This window comes from Bacteroidota bacterium (assembly GCA_039111535.1).
Classification (GTDB): Bacteria; Bacteroidota; Rhodothermia; order Rhodothermales; family JAHQVL01; genus JBCCIM01.
In genome coordinates, this window is sequence record JBCCIM010000073.1 from 1 (window position 1) to 20,544 (window position 20,544).

Sequence of the window (20,544 nt, forward strand, 5' to 3'; positions counted from 1 at the left end):
ATAAGCTATTCCGTTGTCATCTACATAGGCTGCATTGAAGAATCCTTCATAAAATGGCTTGCCAGACTGATTACCGATCTCGATATAGGGGGTGACGAACAGCGTATCCTCTACAAAGACACAAGCTACAGCAATATCACGTTCAAACACATCTTACTACCCATCTGGATCAGCTCCTACCGATATAAAGGTGAAATTTATCGCTTCATGGTTAACGGACAAACCGGTGAAGTGCAAGGCCAGCGGCCGTGGAGCAAACTCAAAATTGCAGCGGCCATCTTTGGTGGCTTACTACTTGTTGCCATCCTGATCTTTGTTCTTGAGCAAACGGGATAGGCTATACGTATGTGTAATTTGTAGCATTTCGGTTGTATACAGGAACCAATTGCCCGCCCTTTCTTATTTTACAGGTGCTAAACCATTAAATTCATTCGTTTTCGGACGAAAGATGATAGATACTTCCCTGTTTGATGACATGCCGGCCAATGCGCGGCTCTGGGTTTATACGGTAAACCAACCGCTTAGCAGCGATACCGAAGCCTTGATTGACGCGCAATTGAGTCGCTTCATGGCGGCCTGGCAATCCCATGGCCGCAAGGTTCAAGGACGCTTTGCAATCCTTGAAAACCGGTTTATCCTGATTACCGCAGACATCCCGGAAGCAGACATCTCCGGTTGCGGCATTGATGCGTCAGTGCATGCGCTGGAAGAAGCCGGCAAAAAGCACAACTTTGAGCTCCTCTCAGGACTCCACGTCCTGTACCGGGACGCGCAAGGCGTGGTGCAAAATGCTGCAAGGCCGGCGTTTAGAAAGCTTGTTCGTTCGGATGCAGTGACAAGCGATACGATTGTATTTGACACCAGCCTCACCACTTTAGCACAGTTGAGATCGGGTGGATTCGAGTTGCCGGCGCACGCTTCATGGCATGCTATGGTCTTCCGCATTCCGTCTCCATCTGCCTGAGCCCCCTGTACCCACGCAAATAATTAGTCTATTTGTATCATTTACTTTGCAAGAGCCATGAAAAAGGCTTTACTCCTGTTTCTGGGGTTATTCTTTAGTTCGCAAACGCTGTTTGCCCAGTCTTATATCAGCCAGGAAGCATTAAAAGAAATGCTGGATTACCGGGTTGAATCAGTTGATGAGTTGCCAGAAGTATTCTACAACTACTTCAAAATGTACAACTCGCGTGGCAACAACGTGATGGCACGCAACACGTTTTTCAAAGTCATAGGCGATGGTGACCTCGACCTGGGCAAACAACGCAGTAAACTGGTAGAATTGCTTAACCGCAAGCTGCTACCCAATATGGCAATTGGTGATACACTGGTTGTACCAACGGTCTTCAATACCGACTTCAGAGCGTATTCCCCGTTCCCTACGTATTATCCTGGGGGGCAGGACTTCCCTAAACTTTTCATCATTGAAAAGTCGCTTCAGGCTTTTGCTGCGTATGAGCACGGCCAATTGGCGCGTTGGGGCATTGTGAATACTGGATCAGCAGAATCTCAGACGCCAAATGGGCGCTACAATTTCAACTGGAAGACAGAATACCGCGTTTCCTCGTTAAGCCCACCGGGTGAACCATGGGAAATGTACTGGGTGTTTAATTTTCACCTCGCACGTGGCATCCATACACACCAGTATGCCATGCCTACGGGCGGCCCTACAAGCCATGGTTGCGTGCGCCTTATCGACGCAGACGCGGAGTGGGTTTACAACTGGGCAGACCCATGGAGAACGTCTAGAAAAGGCAGTGGGTACACAACTTCGTATGGGCGCGTATCGCAGCCCGGCACAACAGTGCTGGTTGTAGGAGAAGACCCGCCGCCAGGGGTAAGCCCGCAGCCGTTCACCTATGAAAACCGGTACCCGGTCCTTGAACGCGTGATTCTGCCGGCACATCCTTACGACATCCCAGCTGGCACACCACTACAGGAATACTTCGACAAAATCAGACTGGCAAGCTCCAACTAAGAGTTGAATGTTTAAGGTTGTGTTGGATTATCAGAAAACCTTAAACATTCAACCCAGCCCCCTTTACTTGATTTTGTAGAAGAAGCGGTCTGACCGGACCTGGTCGAGGGCTGGATTCCAGGAGAAGTATACAAACAGGGCTTTGCCTACTACGTGATCTTTCGGCACAAAGCCCCAGGCGCGGCTGTCGAGTGAGCTGTCGCGGTTGTCACCCATCACAAAGAAATAGTCCTGCTCGAACGTATACGAGGACGTCTGGACGCCATCAATTTCGTACGTATCATCATCGAGTTGACGTGCATCTCGCTCTTCATGCAGCTTAATCACGTCCTTGTATCGCGTCCAGTTTAGCGGATTGAGGGCAATCTCTTCGCCGGCTTTGGGGATATAAAGCGGACCATAGTTATCAAATCCAAAATTGCTGCCAACAGGAAAAACGCGCGAGCGTAACCTGGAATTACGAATAACCGGCTGCACGTCTGTAATTTCTCGCCACTTGCTGACTGTTACAGCTACAGCATCTGTTGCTTCAAAACTGATCGGGTCTCCCCTTCGCTGCGGCATCACAATCTGGTTTACCCCAAGGTCCTTCAGTCGCTGCATCGGGAAAGATGCTTCCGGGCTGATCGTAGCCCGCCACATCTGCTTCATTTCTGGCAGCATGCGTAAAGCTTCTTCGCCGATGTAGGGCACCTTGTTTACGATAGAAAGGGTCTCCCCTGGCAACGCAATCACGCGTTTGATGTAATGCGTTTTGCGGTCAATAGGGTAAGGCTCAGTCGGGACATTAAAAACAATCACATCGTTGCGCTTTACCGATGAAAACGCCGGCATCCGCATCGTAGGGAGTCCAACGTTTTCCAAATACAGATTGGTAAAGGGCAAGCCTACTGTGACAGGCAAACGGGCGCCATAATGCACTTTTGATACAAGTACAAAATCTCCCACTTGCAGCGTCTCCTCCATCGACTCGGATGGAATACGAAAAGCTTCAAACAGCAACGCACGAATCAGTAGCGCTGCTACAAAGGCGAGGAGCAAGGCCAAAGACCACTCCCACAAGATATCTCTGCGTTCTTGCCACGCAGAATGGGCAACTTCCTGAACAGGAATTTGAGCTACAGATTTGCGCTCGGAATCGTAAGGACCCATGCAACACTACCCTGAATCCGTCAATGAATGATTTTGAACATCCGGTTAAACCGGGGCAGGCTCCTGTTTTTATCCCACGAATAGTAAACCATTAATGCTTTGCCAACCACGTGGTCCATAGGGACAAATCCCCAGAAGCGACTGTCTTCTGAGTTATCGCGGTTATCGCCCATAACAAAATAGTAGTCCTGTTGAAAAGTATAAGAAGTTGCAGGACTGCCATCTATGGAGAACGTGCCATCACCCGTTACGCGGCCGCTGCGCCCTTCGTATTTATTGATGACTACGTCGTAAACGGGCCAATTTTCTTTGGTAAGGGTGATGGTCTGTCCCTTTTGTGGAATACGAACGGGCCCATACTGATCCGGGGTATATCCACGGCCAGGAGGATACATCGCTGCGCTGTACCGTGCATCCGGATTCATCAGAAAAGGCTCTACACGATCGATATAAGGCCATGCAGCAACCTGTTTGACAGCTTCTTCAGTCGCCACAACACGGATGAGTTCAAGGTTGTTCGTCGCAGCCACAGAATCGATGCCTATCGCTCGTAAACGGGTAGCAGACACATGTACACGGGAGTCAGTTTTGTAGACGTCCCAGACTTGTTGCATGCCACTCAGAAGGGGTTGCGGGTCGTTATCTATATAAACAACCTTGTCACGCAATTCCACTGTTTCACCCGGCAAGCCAACAACGCGCTTGATGTAGTGCATTTTCCGGTCGATCGGCTTGTTTTCAACCGGGTAGTTAAACACAATGGCATCGCCACGCTTAACTTCTGAGAAGCCTGGAAAACGAAAATGGGGAAATTCAAATCCGGGCCAGTGAATCTGGGTAAACGGTACGCCAAGTGTTTTGGGCAGGCGGGTACCGTAATTTAGCTTGGAGACAAAGAGGTGGTCACCGACCAGCAGGCTTTTCTCCATGGACGGTGTGGGAATTTTGAAAAGGTCAAAGATAAACGTACGGACGATCAACATGACTACCAGCGCAAAGATCAGCGCCTCAGCCCATTCCCGCTGCCAACTCTTCTGGACAGGTGCATCTTTCCCGGCACGCTTTGCCGCAGCTTTTGATGATGCAGCTTTTGCCCTGGTATCGCGCTTCTTTTGTCGCTCCTTTTTACGTTTTGCTTTCTGAGAGGTAGCCAAAATTTATCCTAAAAAATTAGTCCGACCTGTTAATCGCATCCAGCCAGGGACGTCCCAAAGCTAGATTTGGTTGGCCGATTAACTCCATAAAGTAGTCTCCACCGTCGTAGCCGGCGTAGTACCAGTTCAGCGTCCGTGCATCATAGTAATAATCTACAAAAGATGCGGGCCGGCTGGATTGCATAAAGTCCTTCAAGAACGATTCGCGTACACTTAATAGTATGTCACGAAACCGCTGATCGCTGGAAACAACCAGACCACGTTCCAGCGGGCCGTTGACATCCATAAAGACCAGAGGGATGGAATCGTTCAGCACAAACCAGTATTCAAACTGTACGTACCTGCCATTGTTGCGCGTACGCATGTCCTCCTCGAGAAGTTCTGTAATGGTCTGGGTGGGCGGACCAAAATAGGACTCCATGTGCGCACGAATTTCCTGTGTTCGCGTTGTATCAAGGGGCAGCAGCGACTCTGTACCAAGGAAGGCCCATAACGTATTATCAAATTTCTTCTCAAACCAGGACCGCTCGAGCCGGCGCACCAGCTGCCAGCCTTCAATTTCAAACGACTTCTCTCGTTGCTGCCATGCCGCAATCTGCGCATTCCGATTTAACTGGATCAGCCATTGCCGCACCGTATCAGCCCGCGAAGGCAGATGCGCCACCGGCATCGGGTCTGCGTGTACGCCATTGTCCTGGAAATACTGCTGAACCTGCACTTCGTAACGCGCCCGGCGATACCGATCTATCAGATCCTGCGCCTGGAGTGGATTGACCATTCCCCAGACCATCCATACTACAAAGAGATATCGGAGGCTATACATGGTAACTGCGCGGGGTTATTCCCGGGTAAAATAACAAACGAACGCGAGAAGCGCAGAACCTCCACAACAATTCGTCTGACGAAGTGTGTGGATCTTCGGCAAAAACAGGGCCAGTGTGGGTAAATTGGCTAAAAAACGCACATTAAATGCGCCGCATCAAACAAGAAAAAACAGGTTAGTCATCAATGGACAATACTGCAAGAAATGCTTCTTGCGGCACTTCAACAGATCCTACCTGTTTCATTCGCTTCTTCCCTTCCTTTTGTTTCTCAAGCAGCTTGCGTTTACGAGAAATGTCACCGCCATAACATTTGGCTGTAACATCTTTACGCATGGCTTTTACCGTTTCACGGGCAATGACCCGTGTACCGATTGACGCCTGCAGCGCTACTTCAAACATCTGACGAGGAATCAGATCTTTCAGCTTCCGGGTAAGCTTGCGACCAATTTCATACGCCTTGTCACGGTGAACAATCGTAGACAGGGTATCAACAGGGTCTCCATTAATCATGACATCGAGTTTAATCAACTCGCTGACACGGTATTCCATAATCTCATAGTCGAAAGACGCGTACCCGCGGCTCACACTTTTGAGTTTATCGTAGAAATCAAATACAATTTCAGAGAGCGGCAGTTCATACTGCAGATCCACCCTTTCAGTATCGAGATATTGGGTATTAACATAAATACCGCGGCGATCCTGGCAGAGCTTCATCAAGGCACCGATGTATTCTGTTGGTGTAATGATCTGCGCACGAACGTAAGGCTCCTGGATGTTGTTGATGCGCCCTGGCGGCGGCATCGCACTCGGATTCTCTACAACAACCACTTCTTCGTTTGTGAGGTTGACCTCGTACTTAACGTTCGGCACTGTTGTAATGATGTCCAGTCCAAATTCACGATCAAGGCGTTCCTGGATGATTTCCATGTGCAGCATGCCCAGAAACCCTACGCGAAAGCCAAATCCAAGGGCTGAGGATGTTTCTGGTTCATACGTCAGCGATGCATCGTTTAGGCGCAGTTTGTCGAGAGAAGCCCGCAGGTCTTCGAACTCATCTGAATTTGTGGGATATACGCCACTGAAGACCATCGGCTTGACGTCTTGAAAGCCCTGGATTGCCTCTTCAGCAGGCCCCTTAGCCGTGGTGATCGTATCACCCACGCGGGTATGTCGTACGTCTTTAACCGAACCAATGACATAACCTACGTCACCGGCACGAAGCTCCTTAGCGGGCTCCATACCAAGCTTCAGCACCCCAATCTCCTCCGCATCATACTCATGCCCGTTGAACATGAATCGCATTTTCTCGCCTTTGTGCAGCGTGCCTTGAAATGCGCGGATATAAGCAATGGCCCCGCGATACGGGTTAAAAACTGAATCAAAAATCAAAGCCTGCAACGGCGCCTCTTCATCGCCACTCGGAGACGGGATGCGGTGAACAATGCTTTCAAGCAGTGCATCAACCCCTTTTCCGGTTTTAGCGCTGATTGAAAGAATGTCTTCCGCCGGCTCCCCAAGGAGTTGTTCGATACTTTGGGCAATAACATCAGGGCGTGCGCTGGGTAAATCGACCTTGTTCATCACAGGGATGATTTCCAGGTCCAGTTCCATGGCCAAATACAGGTTGGAAATGGTCTGGGCTTCAATACCCTGGGCGGCGTCTACAACAAGAATGGCTCCTTCACAAGCGCTGAGTGCCCGCGATACTTCATAGGTAAAATCGACATGGCCCGGTGTGTCAATCAGGTTGAGCGTATACGTCTGCCCATCTTCCGCTTTGTACTCCATCCGGATGGCGTGGCTCTTGATCGTGATACCACGTTCGCGCTCCAGGTCCATATCATCCAGCACCTGCTCTTGCAACTCTCGTTGGCTCAGCGTACCAGTTAGCTCCAGCAACCGGTCAGCAAGCGTACTCTTGCCGTGGTCGATGTGAGCAATGATGCAAAAATTCCTTATGCGCTCTTTATAATTGGACATTCGTTCTTCTCGGGCAACCATGTACTTAAGACATGATGTTCTGCTACTCCCTGCGCCGGCATTGGATCGAACACAAGGAGGTTTTCTTCTGACAAACACAAAGATCAATCCCCTTTGTTAGTTCCCGCCCGAACGCCTCGACCACCCAAGAATTGCCCTACTACAGATCTTTCTTCACGGTATCTTCCTCCACTCCATTCCCACCGGCTGTTTCCGGTGGAAAAACTGCCGCATCCTCTTTCATTTCACTACGCGCCGCATCCGCAGCAACGGCACCCACAACATCAGCATCCTGGTGTTCCGGAACAGCCTCAATGAGGCTCTCCTGAAACTTGTTCTGGAACACAAGGATACCGATAACACCTAACACAATGGCCATGTCCGCTACATTCCAAATTGGAAATAACGCAGCGTATTTACCTCCGACGAATGGCCAGGATTCAGGGATGTATCCGCGCCAGAGATTGACGTGGATGAAATCAACGACATGCCCCGTAAAGAGCCGGTTGTTGTAAAAAATAGCGCCGTAAAACACCCGGTCGATAATATTGCCGAACGCACCGCCAAGAATAAAGCCAATGCTAATCCGATACCAGGAATACGTATGCCTCACCTTGTACAGGTAAAACAAAATCAGGAGCGTGGCTGAAACGGACAGAATGGGGACGAGTCCTTTAACGCCAAACGTTATTCCAAACGCCATTCCCGGATTTTCAGTAAAGGTAAACTTGAGCCAATCACCAACAAGCGCAATGGACTGCCCGACGTACATCTTCTGCAAGACAAGCAGCTTGGTAATTTGATCAATTATAACAACGAATACAGAAATCCAGAGAACGCGCATGTACCAGCAATACCTCGCCCAACGAGGTGTTAATCCCTACAAAATCAACGCAATTTACTTTTTTTGCTTCAGCTTTGCCTCGATAGAAATTTCTGTATGAGGTACAGCTTCAAGTCTTTCTTTAGTGATCGGCTTGCCCGTGATTTTGCAAACCCCGTAGGTTTTGTTTTTAATCCGGCCGAGAGCACGATCAAGGTAACCAACATATTTTTGCTGACGCGCAATCATGAGATAGAGCTTTTCACGCTCCATGGCGTCAGTCCCTGCATCAGCCATATGGAAGCTGTATGCCGTGTCATTTTCTGCTTGTTCTCTAGCGTCCTTGAGCTGATCGCGAAGTCGGTCAATGTCCTCAACGCAAGATATTCTTCTTTTCAGGATGAGGTTGTTAAAGTACTCAAGTTCACTGTCAGAAAATGGGGACTTGATGGCTGGTTGTGTTGCTATTTTTTCCATATCCTCCTGACTATTGGATGAGAAGTCGTCATCGATACGCCCGGGGGTAGATGCCATAATGGTTCTCAAAATATGAATAAAAAAAGATACATAAAAAGAAATAACTAGAGCGGGATATTATTTCTTCGGTGGCCTATTTCATTCGGCCTACACCTATGGTTAACCTTTCCTTTCCTATCTCGAACGTTTCTACAATTTCGCCAGAGGGAGAACTTGCCTCCTGCAACGATGATGCCAGGGTCTCGTTCCTGATCCACGCGGATTGTTGAGCGATTGCGTGGGTAAGCAATTCCGAAGCTTCAAACTCGATTTCGATTCGATCCGTCACTTCAAAGTTGGCTGATTTCCTGAGGTTCTGAATCCTGTTTACAGATTCCCTCGCCAGGCCCTCAACCACCAGTTCATCGTTGAGCACTGTATCGAGTGCTACCGTCACATTGCCTTCCTGCTCAACGAGCCAACCGTCAATTCCCTCGCTGACAATTTCGATCTCATCGCCTTCGAGAGTGATTTCCTGTCCGTCTACAGTAAGAGAAAGGCTTTTAGTTGCAAGAAAAGCATCGATTTGGTCTGTATCCAACGCTTTGATCGCGCCGGCTACAGCTTTCATCTGTTTCCCTAAACGCCGGCCCAGCAATTTGAAATTTGCCTTAGCCGAACGCTTCACTATTGTACTGGCACCAGAAATATACTCAATCTCCTTCACATTTACTTCATCCAGGATAATATTCTTTACAGCAGCCACATCTTCTTCCCTCACTTGACTGCCTGTAACCACCATTATACGCGATAAAGGCTGGCGGACGTTGATGTTGCTTTTATTGCGCAGCGAGAGTACAACCGATGATACAGTCCTTGCCAACTGCATCCGGTGCTCTAAATCGAGATCCACTGCAGCCGGCTCCACTTCAGGGAAAAACGCCAGGTGAACCGAGCCCGGGGCTTCGTCTTCAACGACGCTTACCAATGCGCCGTAGAGCCATTCACTAAAGAACGGCGCAATCGGACTCATCAATTTCGCTACAGCCAACAAGCTCTCATAAACCGTCTGGTAGGCCATCTGCTTGTCCTGGTTGGCCTCTGGCCCTGTGTCTCCCCCCTGCTTTGCGCTCCAGAAGCGCCGGCGAGAGCGGCGGATGTACCAGTTCGACAACTCCTCTACAAACCCTTCCAGTGCGCGTGCAGCCCGCGTCGGATGGTAGCCATCATACGCCCTGTCTACAGCCGCTACCGTTGTGTTGAGCCGGCTGATGATCCAGCGATCTAGTTCAGGACGCTCCGCAACCGGTATCCGGTCATGCTGGTACGCAAACCCATCGATATTTGCGTAGGTGGCGAAGAATGAATACACATTCTGCAAGGTCCCAAAGAATTTGCGCTTCGTATCCAGTAATCCGCGTTCGGCAAACTTGAGGTTTTCCCAAGGCGGCGTATTGCTCATCATATACCAGCGCACGGCATCTGCACCCTGCGCCTTGATAATTGCAAAAGGGTCGATCGCATTGCCTTTACTCTTCGACATCTTTTCGCCTTTGTCGTCGAGCAGCAAGCCATTTACAACCACATTTTTATACGACTTTTCGCCCATCACCAGGGTCGCAATGGCATGCAGCGTATAAAACCAGCCACGGGTCTGGTCTACTCCTTCAGCAATGAAATCTGCCGGGAAGTTACGGTCGAATTTTTCTTTATTTTCAAACGGGTAGTGCCACTGCGCAAAAGGCATTGCCCCGGAATCAAACCATACGTCGATCAAGTCGGGGATGCGGCGCATGGTACCACCATCAGGCGCCGGCCAGGTAAATTGGTCCACAAAAGGACGGTGCAAATCCAGGTCATCACCTTCGGGTACCTGGTCACCACACTTGGCGCGCAGTTCTTCAACAGAACCAATCACCTCGATATACTCAGAATCTGGCGCGTCTGACTGCCAGATCGGCAGCGGCGTGCCCCAGTAACGGCGCCGGCTCAATGCCCAGTCGACATTGTTTTTTAGCCACTCCCCAAACCGGCCCGTCCCAATGCTGGAGGGCTGCCAATTAATTTCATCGTTAAGCTTGATCAGCTTTTCCTTAAGCGCCGTTGTCCGGATGAACCAGCTCTCAACCGGATAGCTCATCAAGGGCGTACCTTTGCGCCAGTCATGCGGGTAATTATGCAGGTAGGTCTCGTGCTTGTACAGCATGCCGCGATCCCGAAGATCCCGGTTGATTACTTTGTCAGCATCTTTAAACCACATGCCGGCAACCAACGTTGCTTCTTCGCCAAATACCCCATCGGGGGTAACGGGATTAAACAGCGGTAACCCTTCCTTCTTACCTACTTCATGGTCTTCTGCACCAAAAGCCGGCGCCATATGGACGATCCCGGTGCCATCTTCTGTCGAAACAAAGTCGGCCGGCACCACACGCCAGGCCTGGTCAGCACCCTCTGCTTCTTTGAAATAGGGATACAGCGGATCGTACGTTTTGCCAATCAGATCTTTGCCCTTCATTTCTTCAACTACTTCATACGTCTCAGAAACTTTGCGCAGGAGCGATTTTGCGAGATAGATGTGCTCAGCCGGCTGATCCGGGTCGGTCTGCCGCACTTTTACGTAGTCAATTTTCTCTCCTACAGCGAGCCCAGTGTTCGAGATCAGCGTCCAGGGCGTCGTGGTCCAGGCCAGAAAGTAGGTATCTGGCTCATTGTGAACGCTGAAGCGGATGTACACACTGGGGTCCTGCACCTCTTTGTACCCGAGGCTTACCTCATGAGAGGAAAGCACTGTAGATGAACCAGGACTGTACCACTGAATTTTGTGGCCCTTGTAAAGCAATCCCTTTTCATGGATTTGCTTCAGCAGCCACCAGACAGATTCGATGTATTCATTTTTGAAGGTCACATACGGGCTATCCAAATCAACCCAGTACCCCATCCGAACGGTGAGGTCGTCCCAAAGCTCTTTGTATTTCAGTACACTCTCGCGGCAGGCTGCGTTGTATTTTTCAATACCATACTCCTCCACCTGATGCCGGCCTTCCAGCCCAAGTTGCTTCTCTACCTCAATCTCGACAGGCAAACCATGGGTATCCCAGCCCCCTTTACGTTCCACCTGGAATCCCTTCATCGTTTTATACCGACAAAAGGTGTCTTTAATCGTACGCGCAAGTACGTGATGAATACCGGGCCGGCCATTGGCTGTAGGCGGTCCCTCATAAAACGTAAAGCTTGGCGCCCCTTCCCTTGCAGCTACGCTTTGTTCGAAGATTTGCTGCTCCTTCCAGCGAGCCAGGATATCTTCTTCCAGTTTGGGAAGATCAAAGTTTTTTTCTTCTCTAAATGCTGTCATATCAATCACATCGAAGCAATGAGCCTTTTGCAGAATTGCCCTGATACGATAGCCTCCGCTTTATTGTTCAATCCCTTACCGGTTTCTTTTTTTCTTTACCGGAAATGCCTGTTTTCGATGCGTATTAGTAACCGTAAATGGAGACGTGTGTGCGCCATTTCTTACTTCACACAACTACCCTTGGCGCAACCCGGCTGACCTGGCCCCGGGATTCATTTGGCCTTTCCGTTTCAAAGCGACATGGTACGACTGTGACGGTAGCTATTGCTTCTCTTTTCCCCAGTTGGGAGGCGTCGTCCTTCTTCATCTTTTGACACCTGCTATCCCATGTTCCGACCGACAATGTGGTACGTGCTGGCCTCACTGTTTCTTTTCCTTATTGCTGATACCGCTACCCTGAATGCCCAAAACGTTGCACCAAACAGCGGACAACTTGATGCTATCTGGTCAACGGTTGCAACCACCAATGAGCCAGATGCCCGCCACGAAAACGGCTTTGTGGCCTACAATGGCAAACTTTATCTGATTGGGGGCCGCGGACTCAAACGCGTGCAAATTTTTGACCCTGCTACGGACACCTGGACCAACGGTGCTTTTCCGAGCTTCCAGCTGCACCACTTTCAGGCGCTGGTCTACAACAACCTCATTTACGTCATTGGTGCCTACACCGGGACCTGCTGCGATGCTGAATCTGGCGTCTCCCATGTATGGACCTATAACCCGGCAACAGATTCCTGGGCCCAAGGAGACGAAATCCCGCAAGATCGCCGGCGCGGCTCAACGGGCGCAGTGGTCTACAACGACAAAATTTACATTGTAGGCGGCATCGATGGCGGCCATGGTGACCCGGCAACCGCCTATGCCTCTTTTGATGAATACGACCCCAATACCGGGCAATGGCGGGTGCTTCCAGATGCGCCCCGCGTGCGTGATCACTTCCATGCCACTGTTTTCAACGGCAAGCTCTACCTGATTGGTGGCAGAGACTCAAGCGTAAATAGTATTACGGGCGCCACCATTGGCGAAATTGATGTGTACGACTTCGGTACCAACACATGGTCCACGTTGCCGTCTACCAAAAACCTGCCCATTCCGCGTGGTGCGCCGGCTACCCTGCTCTACCAGGGCGAAATCCTCGTGATTGGCGGCGAAACCACGCAAACGCTGGCCCATAACCAGACGGAAGCGTTTAATCCTATCACGGAATCATGTCGTGATCTGGCGCCGCTCGTTGTAGGCCGACATGCCACACAGGCTGCAATTTTTGACAATGCCATTTACCTGGCAGCAGGCTCGGCCCAAAAAGGGGGCGCGCCTGAGCTCGACTCCATCGAACGCTATGAAGACACCAATGTGCAGTTGATCCAGTACAACCAGGAATTGAAACCAGGCTGGAATATGGCCGGCTTGCCAATCACACCCACAACCACAGATTACCAATCGATATACGACGACCTCGATCTGGTAGCCGGCCTCTCCCCTTTGACCTGGGACGGTGACAATTCCTACGAGGCCTTCACAAGCCTCAGCATCGGCAAAGCGTTCTGGATTCGACTCAACGACAATGCACCCAATCCAGACACACAGACCATCACTGGTACGGCTATCAATGCGATGCAAATCTCGTTGACGGAAGGCTGGAATATGATCGCCGGCCCTTCGTGTGACAATGTTTTCCTGCTCGGCTCAAGCACGGACCCAACAGGCGCTATCCCGGAAGGCAGTTTATATTTGTTTGATGATGGATATGAGCCAGCTTACAACGAAGTCTTTGCGCGAGGCCGACTAGACCAGGGTGTTGGCTACTGGGTATTTACCACAAAAGATGCAATTCTGGATTTGCAGTGTAGCGGCGGCAAAAACGCTGCTGATGCACACACTGCGGGCACGTTGTCTACTGAACAGGATGCGTTTGGCAGCCTGCATGTGCGCAATGCAGCTGGTAAATCTCAACAACTGCTCTTTACAGACAGTCCTGCTGCGACATCGGCAGCCTATAACCTGCCACCACGGGCAGACCAGCGCTATTTTGATGCCAGGTTCAGAAACAACCGGCGACTCCTGGAGGCAACTGCCGGTGACATCCGGGTACAGGCCGGCGCACTCCCCCTTACGCTGCAGTTTGGAAAAGCACCTGCAGGGAAAAGTGGACAGCTTGCAATTTCATACCAAACACCAACAGGCATCCAAATCCACGATTTGCGCCAGGGGCAATCCATTGAAATACATGACACGGCAGTTGAACTCGTTCACATGCAGTTTATCGACGCGCCTGATGCACTACCAGACGGTTTCACACTGCATGGCAACTATCCTAATCCGTTTAATCCAACGACACGGATTAGCTTTGATATGCCGGCAGATGGCGATGTTGAAATCCAGGTACTGGACCTGCTTGGCCGCGAGGTACTGCGCGAATCAGCAGCACAAGTAGCTGCCGGTAACCAGCGCTCTGTATCAATCGATGCGCGCAGTTTGCCTGCCGGCACCTACGTTTACCGGGTTACAGCGCGTTTGGGCAGTGAAGTGTTCATCCATTCAGGAAGCATGGTTTTACTAAAGTAAACCCGGGAACGCTTTACCCTGAGGCTGCTTGTGATGCATCGTCGCTGCCACTTTCGTTGGTTGGCTTCGGCCTGCCAAACTTGTACCCCATGGTGTCGAAAGCAGCTCCAAAAGCGACACCCAATGCAAGGCCCAATCCCACGTTGTCAAACGCAGCGCCTAAAGCAACGCCGAGGGCAATTCCGACACCAATGCCTTGGCCTCCTTTGCCTCCTTTCATGGATAGCTCCTGTATTTGAATTTTTATTGCGGCCTATGATACGAAGGCACTGGCAATTAGTTATAGCCCCTCTGCGTGGCCTTTCGTTTAATTGCATGGAGAGGGCAAGCCAACACCCCATCCACGGGTGGGTTGATCTGTTTTATTGGCGGGGAGGAAAAAACCAGTCAATGGGCCGGCGGAAAAGCCGGCGTATCAGGTGCCAAACGAGGCTCCGCGTTTCCTGAAAACGAACAGCACGAGACTCCAGCGCCATCACCAGGCTCAAGCCAAAGCTTACCAGGAAGTTTACCAGGCCGATAAGTATGACGCCGGCTGACGCATTAACAATCAGTTCGCGTGGTGTTGCACTGCCTAAGGCCTCCAATGACATACCATACTCAGCCGATGAGAAGGCGATATGGCGGATATCAATCGGTAAGCCAATTATTTCGCCAAGGGTTGCTGTGGACCCCAGACAGAAGCCCAGGACAACGTTACCAGCCAGGATACCAAGGTTTCGATCCCAGAACGCTCCTATTTTTTTTGCCCGGACATCTCCCATCAGGCGTAGCAGAAAGGGATGGCTTGCAATACGCTGTGGATAGCGCTTGTACAGGTTGCGGTTGTCAACCCAGCCGGCAACCAGACCTGACACAAACAGAAATATACCAGCGATGGCAGCGTAGATCAGCGCCCCACTCGACAACGGACTGATGCCGTGCAGTATTTTGGTAGAGGTTGCATCATCAAGCACGTGTGTGCCTGTGAGCTTGAAATATGCGATCGAAAGCAGGAACGCGAGTGGCAAAGCCATCATCAGGTTGCCAACAAACGAAATAAACTGGCTACGAGACACCTGCACAATGAGGTTTTCGAGTCGTTCGAGATGCAGTCCCTCTTCATCTCGCTCCAGCGAACGGGCCAGCGTATTTGCGGTCATCGCCGGCTGCTTGGTAGCCAGTGCTGATCCTGTCAGGTAGATTACTACAAAACAGACAGAGTAGTTTACACCGAACAGGAAAGCCTCAACGCCCAGCGGCAACGCGGGTTGTTTTAAGAGCAGCTTGAGTAGCGCAAATATGGCAACAATAAACCCGCCTCCCAGGCTTGCCGCAAAAAACTTCCAGTAGTCTTTGCGCCCGGTTGTGATATACTTGCTCCCCTTTTTTGCCGCGTGTTCTACAACCTGAAAGGCAAGCAAGTCGCCACTTTTCTTAATGTGTGGCCGGATATGGTCCCGCCGGCTCTCTGCTTCAACCAGCGTTTTAAACAACAGCACCAGTTCAGACCTGAATGCGTCTTTGTCTGCTGCCGTCAACTTCAACAGGTTTTCCAACCGGTTAAGCAATTGCAACAGGCGAAAAGACAGGTTGGTAAGGCGCAAACTGGTCCCATAGAGCCTCTTTTCTTCCCGGAGTTTCTCAACCTGCACCCTACACATCTGTGTTGTGCTAAGGGCGACACTAAGGCAGTGTTGCATCTGCTCGTCCTCGTTCTCACGCCTGACCGCTTTGATAAAACACAGGACGTGATCTGAGAGCATCAAGAATGGCGAGTTGGCGTCGTCCAGGTGGGTGAGGCGGTGCGTAATTTCTGGCTGGAGCCCGAGGCTCGCTATGTGATGACTCAGAATTCTGATACTGGCAGCCCATTCATCAGACACAGCCGGCCGGCCATCTTCCCCAATACCAATAGCAACCATTAGCCGAATCCAAAGCGAATCAGGAATGGCTTCTACCCACAAATGGTCATCATGTCGATCAAACAACTGATGGAGGCTGGCGCGCAAGTCTTCCCCATCCACAGGATCAGGCAACACGCGGCGCTCAATACGGCCCAGCAACTCGCTAAAAAAACCTTTGTTACCGGGAATGCCTGACTCAGTAAGGAGCAGCGTAACATCAGCATTACGGACAACCTCACAGACGGCTTCGCCTACTTTTGCTGCACTGGCTACATCATTTTCAAGCGTTGCACACAGGTGCTCCATGGCCAAGCTACGCAATCTCGGTTCTACTTGATGAAAACCATCAACCAGAAAACCAAGTTGCGTAATGGCAGCGGTATCGGGGACTGCAAACGCTTTATCAATTGCTTCGGGCCAGTTGGGCTTGCTCGTTGTAACAGTACTAAGCATAAATATGCAATCCTTTCAAAAGGATGGGTTGCCAGGTACAGGCATGGTGTAGGCTTCTCTCGAAGCAGCCAACAATATTATGGATGCAACCTGGTTTTAAGGAAGCACCAGGCTGGTGGAAAGGCCTGCTAACCGTCAACATAGCAGATGGGTTGCATTGACAGCGCGTTAATCGATACCGAGATTAAATCGGTCTCGCAGATCCTGGATATGGAGTCCCACGCTATTGCGCACTTCGTACGTTCGTTCGTAAAGATCAGCGTAGGCCGCCGGCGTGAAGTAGCGCCGGCCCTTCATCTCGCGCAGCAGATCCAGCGCTGTGTTGGCAGCCTTGATCCCGCGTTTCAAACATGCAATATTACCGCCCAACACTTCCAGGTCGTACCCCATGCCATGCCCTTTCGCAATGTTTGCAGTAACCTGCATGATGCTCGAGCAGAACTGGACAAGCACACTGTCCTTCGTTTCTCCGGGCAAGCCATCAGACCAGGAGAGCACATAGGTGGTCAGATCATACGCAAGCTGGTATACCGGGATCTGTTGCAATGACTCAAACGCCTCCCTGTCTTCCTCCATAATGAGGTCTTCTGTTGGCAAATCAAACGGGATGGGTGAATGTTCTTCCTGCTCTTCATTGTCTGCCTGGAATTGGCCAGCTTCAAATTCCTCAAACGGCAAACCGTGCTGGATAAGATATGCTTTAAAGGCGTCTCGCCAGGCCTGGTTGTCCTGGTCATTCTCGGTTTTAGGCAGTGGGTGATCAGACAAAAACCGGTTCAAGAGCTTCATGTACCGCTCGATGCGGTCATCGTCTTTCCGAAGGAAGGCTTCCCACTCGTTTTCGTCCCAAATTTCATCGCCGAACATGGTCCAACAATAGTCTGATGAAACAGCGCAGATACATCTGACCGCCAGCGAGGGATCTACGGAGCCAGCGTTTTAAAAATACGCAACCTTTATGCTTCGTGCATAGCCACTGCTTTCATGATGGCAGTAAGGTTTGGCTCAGCTTCCGCGGCTGCAGCCAGCACGTGTTCGATGGAGATCGGCTCCAGCGCATCGGGAAAGCACTCGTCGGTAACAACCGAAATGGCCATGGTGCGTAAGTTCATATGGCGTGCAACGATCACTTCGGGGACGGTACTCATCCCAACAACGTCAGCGCCAATGGCCCGCAAAAACCTGTACTCAGCTTTTGTCTCCAGGTTAGGCCCGACAACCGATACGTAGACACCCTGATGGAGTTTAATCCCGCGTGACAGCGCGATGGACTCGGCCAGGTCACGCAGCCCGGTATCGTAAGGTTCACTCATATCAGGAAAGCGTGGCCCCCAATCATCATCATTTGGCCCAACAAGCGGATTTACCCCTTGCAGGTTGATGTGATCGGTGATAAGCATCAAGTCGCCACGCTTGAAATTCGGGTTCATGCCGCCGGCAGCATTCGAAATCAGCAAGGTATTTACACCCAGCGTCCCCAATACACGAACGGGAAAGGTTACCTGTTGTGCTGAGTATCCTTCATACAGATGAAACCGGCCCTGGCATGCATAAACCGGCACATTACCGAGGCGCCCAATGATCAATTTTCCTTGATGACTTTCTACCGTGGAAACAGGAAAATGGGGAATTTCGCCATAGTCGAGCACGTGCTCCACTTCAATTTCTTTGGCTAATGCCCCAAGTCCGGTGCCAAGAATGATACCGATGGAAGGGTTTAAAGCTGATACGGAGCTAATGGTTTTGGCAGCGCCTTCAACCTCTGCGCGATAACGTGCTGCCTGTTCAGGCAGAGACACATTCTCCTCTGGCATGTATTTCTTGGGGGTATGTATGCTATTAGATTAATCCAGGTCGTTCAAGATGCGGCGGATTTTCTCAATTTCTTCCGGCGTTGCAGAAAGATCATCCTGATCGCTATCTGAACCAAACAAAGGTGAGGCAAAGCCACCCAGATTAGGTGTATTGGCAGGTGCCTGCTCTGGCGGCCGGTTCCCTCCTGCCGGCTTAACAACCCAACCGCCAGGAGGCGCATCAGGCTGATTGCCCGGATGCGGCTGTCCGTTTGCCGGCGTGTTATTATCTGCAAGGGAACGTTGCCAGGCTTCGTCTACTTCAGGTTCTGCCGGCTTGAAAATATCATCAGCAACGGGCTGCTGTGTGGCAGAGCTAACGGTAGATTTAATAAACTCCAGTTCGTCTGTGCTCAGGCCTTCACTCGCACTCGGTTCTGCATGACCGTTTCCATTCTGGCTTCCATGAGCAAGATCTACAGTATTGCCGGTTACTGCACGGGTTGTTGCGCCGGTGAACGTATCGTTCACGGTCAAGTCTTCTTCAAACGAAGTCTCCTCTTCATCCACGGGCAAATCAACAACCGGGTTTTCGGGGTGATGTACCGGGACGGCGTGCGACTGATAAGAAGCGCGGATATTAACTTCATTACTGCGGCCGTGCAGTTGCCGGCTATCAGCAGCATCAAGGCGAACAAAGCCCATGGAATCCTGGCCTTCAAAGCGGGACAGCAATTCCAGTTCAGACATAAGGAAAGCACGCAGGCGCGCAACAACTTCGTCGCGCCGGCTGCCAATTTTTGAGATATCGTGCTTCAACCGCTTGTGATCTGTTGAAGCTTTTTTTCGAATTTCTTCCGAGGCACTGCGCGCTTCTTTGAGAATGATCTGCGCTTCGCGCTGCGCGTTCTCGATGGTTTTATGAGAATTGTCTCTCGCGGTCTCCAGTGCTTCCTGGAGGGCCTCTTCAATTTTACGGTAATGGTCCAACTTGTTGTCGTATTCGCGCACCTTCTGTTCGAGCCGGCGGTTTTCATCTAACAAGTTATCCCATTGATCCCCCACCATCTGAAGAAAATTATATACTTCCTGCGCGTCTACTCCACGAAATGATCGAGTAAACTCTTGCTTCTTTATGTCAAGGGGAGTCAATTTCATGATCCTTGCACCATTGGTGGCAGCCTAGTCGGACTAAAAAACGTTGGTGTTTTCCGTTGTAATATACAAAATATGCCTTTTCCAACGAAAATGTTCAATTTAACTTCGTGCGCCGAACAACGCACTGCCAACACGAACGTGGGTTGCCCCTTCCTCTATAGCAACCTCAAAATCTCCGCTCATCCCCATGGAGAGTACATCCACGGTCTTCATCTGCGGATGGGCCTGTTGCGCGTCATGCATTATGGATCGTAGCAGTTTGAACTGCGGACGCACATCTTCAGGATCGGCTGCTGGAGCGGCAAGGGTCATAAACCCACGAACTTCAAGGTTCGCATATTGCTTCAGCAGCACGAGGAATTCCGGCACGTCTGCCGGCTCCAACCCAAATTTTGAATATTCGTTTGACACATTAACCTGTACGAGGCATGGCAAGACGCGGCCCTTGTCTCCGGCACGTCGATCCATTACCTCCGCTAACCGTTGGCTATCAAGTGCATGCACAAAATCGGCACATTCTAGTACATCTTTAGCCTTGTTACGCTGAACATGGCCAATCATGTGCCAAAAAACCTCTCCACCATGCTGAACGCCTGGTAGCGCTTGAGATTTCAACTTCAACTCCTGGACACGGTTTTCACCAAAGTGTCGTATCCCTGCGTCAAAAGCTTCGCGAACAACCTCAATCGGGTACGTTTTTGTGACTGCGACAAGCTCAACTTCACTTGCATCCCGCCCTACTCGCTGGCATGCTTGCTCCATTCGGCGGAGCACGCCTGCTATTCGTTGCTGGATGGTCGATGTTGAATCGCGAGACACCGTATTGTGCATGCAGTTACCTAAGTAGATAAAAAATAACGATTAATCAGGCAATGCGTTATGCTTAACTAACTCTATCTAGGTTTGATCCCAGCAGGTTAGGAACCCCAAACCTGCGCAGGACAAGCTGCAAGGCTTTTCTTGGGGGGGC

17 protein-coding genes are annotated in these 20,544 nt (G+C 50.7%); 4 read left to right on the forward strand and 13 right to left on the reverse strand.

Features of this window, described 5'->3' with window-relative positions:
* The 3 genes from AAF564_12700 to AAF564_12710 all read left to right on the forward strand — a co-directional run.
* A partial coding sequence (locus AAF564_12700; GenBank protein ID MEM8486403.1) for a hypothetical protein occupies positions 1-336 on the forward strand: 336 nt, incomplete at its 5' end.
* 112 nt (positions 337-448) lie between these two features.
* Positions 449-964 (forward strand): hypothetical protein, encoded by a 516-nt coding sequence (locus tag AAF564_12705; protein MEM8486404.1) that lies wholly within the window; start codon positions 449-451, stop codon positions 962-964.
* 57 nt (positions 965-1,021) lie between these two features.
* Positions 1,022-1,978: a L,D-transpeptidase gene (locus tag AAF564_12710; protein MEM8486405.1), complete on the forward strand. Its 957-nt coding sequence runs from the start codon at positions 1,022-1,024 to the stop codon at positions 1,976-1,978.
* Positions 1,979-2,041: 63 nt separating this feature from the next.
* Here the strand turns inward: AAF564_12710 and lepB (AAF564_12715) are convergent, their stop codons facing one another.
* From lepB (AAF564_12715) to ileS, 7 genes are all read right to left on the reverse strand, one after another.
* A complete protein-coding gene (lepB, locus tag AAF564_12715) occupies positions 2,042-3,130 on the reverse strand; it encodes a signal peptidase I (GenBank protein ID MEM8486406.1) in 1,089 nt (362 codons plus the stop codon).
* Between the two features lie 20 nt (positions 3,131-3,150).
* On the reverse strand, positions 3,151-4,284 hold the full coding sequence (gene lepB, locus AAF564_12720) for a signal peptidase I (GenBank protein MEM8486407.1): 1,134 nt from the start codon (positions 4,282-4,284) through the stop codon (positions 3,151-3,153).
* Positions 4,285-4,300: 16 nt separating this feature from the next.
* Entirely contained in the window at positions 4,301-5,107 is an 807-nt protein-coding gene (locus AAF564_12725) for a hypothetical protein (protein ID MEM8486408.1), read from the reverse strand.
* A 175-nt stretch (positions 5,108-5,282) separates the two neighbouring features.
* Positions 5,283-7,088, reverse strand: coding sequence for a translation elongation factor 4 (gene lepA / locus AAF564_12730; protein MEM8486409.1), 1,806 nt, complete (start codon positions 7,086-7,088; stop codon positions 5,283-5,285).
* A 160-nt stretch (positions 7,089-7,248) separates the two neighbouring features.
* Positions 7,249-7,932, reverse strand: a complete 684-nt coding sequence (locus AAF564_12735) for a signal peptidase II (protein ID MEM8486410.1) — start codon at positions 7,930-7,932, stop codon at positions 7,249-7,251.
* A 54-nt stretch (positions 7,933-7,986) separates the two neighbouring features.
* A complete protein-coding gene (locus AAF564_12740) occupies positions 7,987-8,445 on the reverse strand; it encodes a TraR/DksA C4-type zinc finger protein (protein MEM8486411.1) in 459 nt (152 codons plus the stop codon).
* A 76-nt stretch (positions 8,446-8,521) separates the two neighbouring features.
* The gene (gene ileS, locus AAF564_12745) at positions 8,522-11,719 is read right to left on the reverse strand and encodes an isoleucine--tRNA ligase (protein ID MEM8486412.1); all 3,198 of its coding nucleotides are present in this window, start codon (positions 11,717-11,719) and stop codon (positions 8,522-8,524) included.
* Between the two features lie 327 nt (positions 11,720-12,046).
* Here ileS and AAF564_12750 point away from each other — a divergent pair, with 327 nt between their 5' ends.
* Positions 12,047-14,284 (forward strand): kelch repeat-containing protein, encoded by a 2,238-nt coding sequence (locus AAF564_12750; protein ID MEM8486413.1) that lies wholly within the window; start codon positions 12,047-12,049, stop codon positions 14,282-14,284.
* 13 nt (positions 14,285-14,297) lie between these two features.
* On the opposite strand, the gene AAF564_12755 is transcribed toward AAF564_12750, so the two are convergent.
* The 6 genes from AAF564_12755 to AAF564_12780 form a co-directional block, all read right to left on the reverse strand.
* Positions 14,298-14,504, reverse strand: a complete 207-nt coding sequence (locus AAF564_12755; protein MEM8486414.1) for a hypothetical protein — start codon at positions 14,502-14,504, stop codon at positions 14,298-14,300.
* Between the two features lie 142 nt (positions 14,505-14,646).
* On the reverse strand, positions 14,647-16,623 hold the full coding sequence (locus AAF564_12760) for a hypothetical protein (protein ID MEM8486415.1): 1,977 nt from the start codon (positions 16,621-16,623) through the stop codon (positions 14,647-14,649).
* Between the two features lie 168 nt (positions 16,624-16,791).
* Positions 16,792-17,490 (reverse strand): four helix bundle protein, encoded by a 699-nt coding sequence (locus AAF564_12765; GenBank protein MEM8486416.1) that lies wholly within the window; start codon positions 17,488-17,490, stop codon positions 16,792-16,794.
* A gap of 89 nt (positions 17,491-17,579) precedes the next feature.
* Positions 17,580-18,437, reverse strand: coding sequence for a purine-nucleoside phosphorylase (locus AAF564_12770; protein ID MEM8486417.1), 858 nt, complete (start codon positions 18,435-18,437; stop codon positions 17,580-17,582).
* Between the two features lie 30 nt (positions 18,438-18,467).
* Complete coding sequence (locus AAF564_12775; protein MEM8486418.1) at positions 18,468-19,574, reverse strand: DivIVA domain-containing protein; 1,107 nt, start codon at positions 19,572-19,574, stop codon at positions 18,468-18,470.
* 99 nt (positions 19,575-19,673) lie between these two features.
* Complete coding sequence (locus AAF564_12780; protein ID MEM8486419.1) at positions 19,674-20,405, reverse strand: YggS family pyridoxal phosphate-dependent enzyme; 732 nt, start codon at positions 20,403-20,405, stop codon at positions 19,674-19,676.
* Between the last annotated feature and the right edge of the window lie 139 nt (positions 20,406-20,544).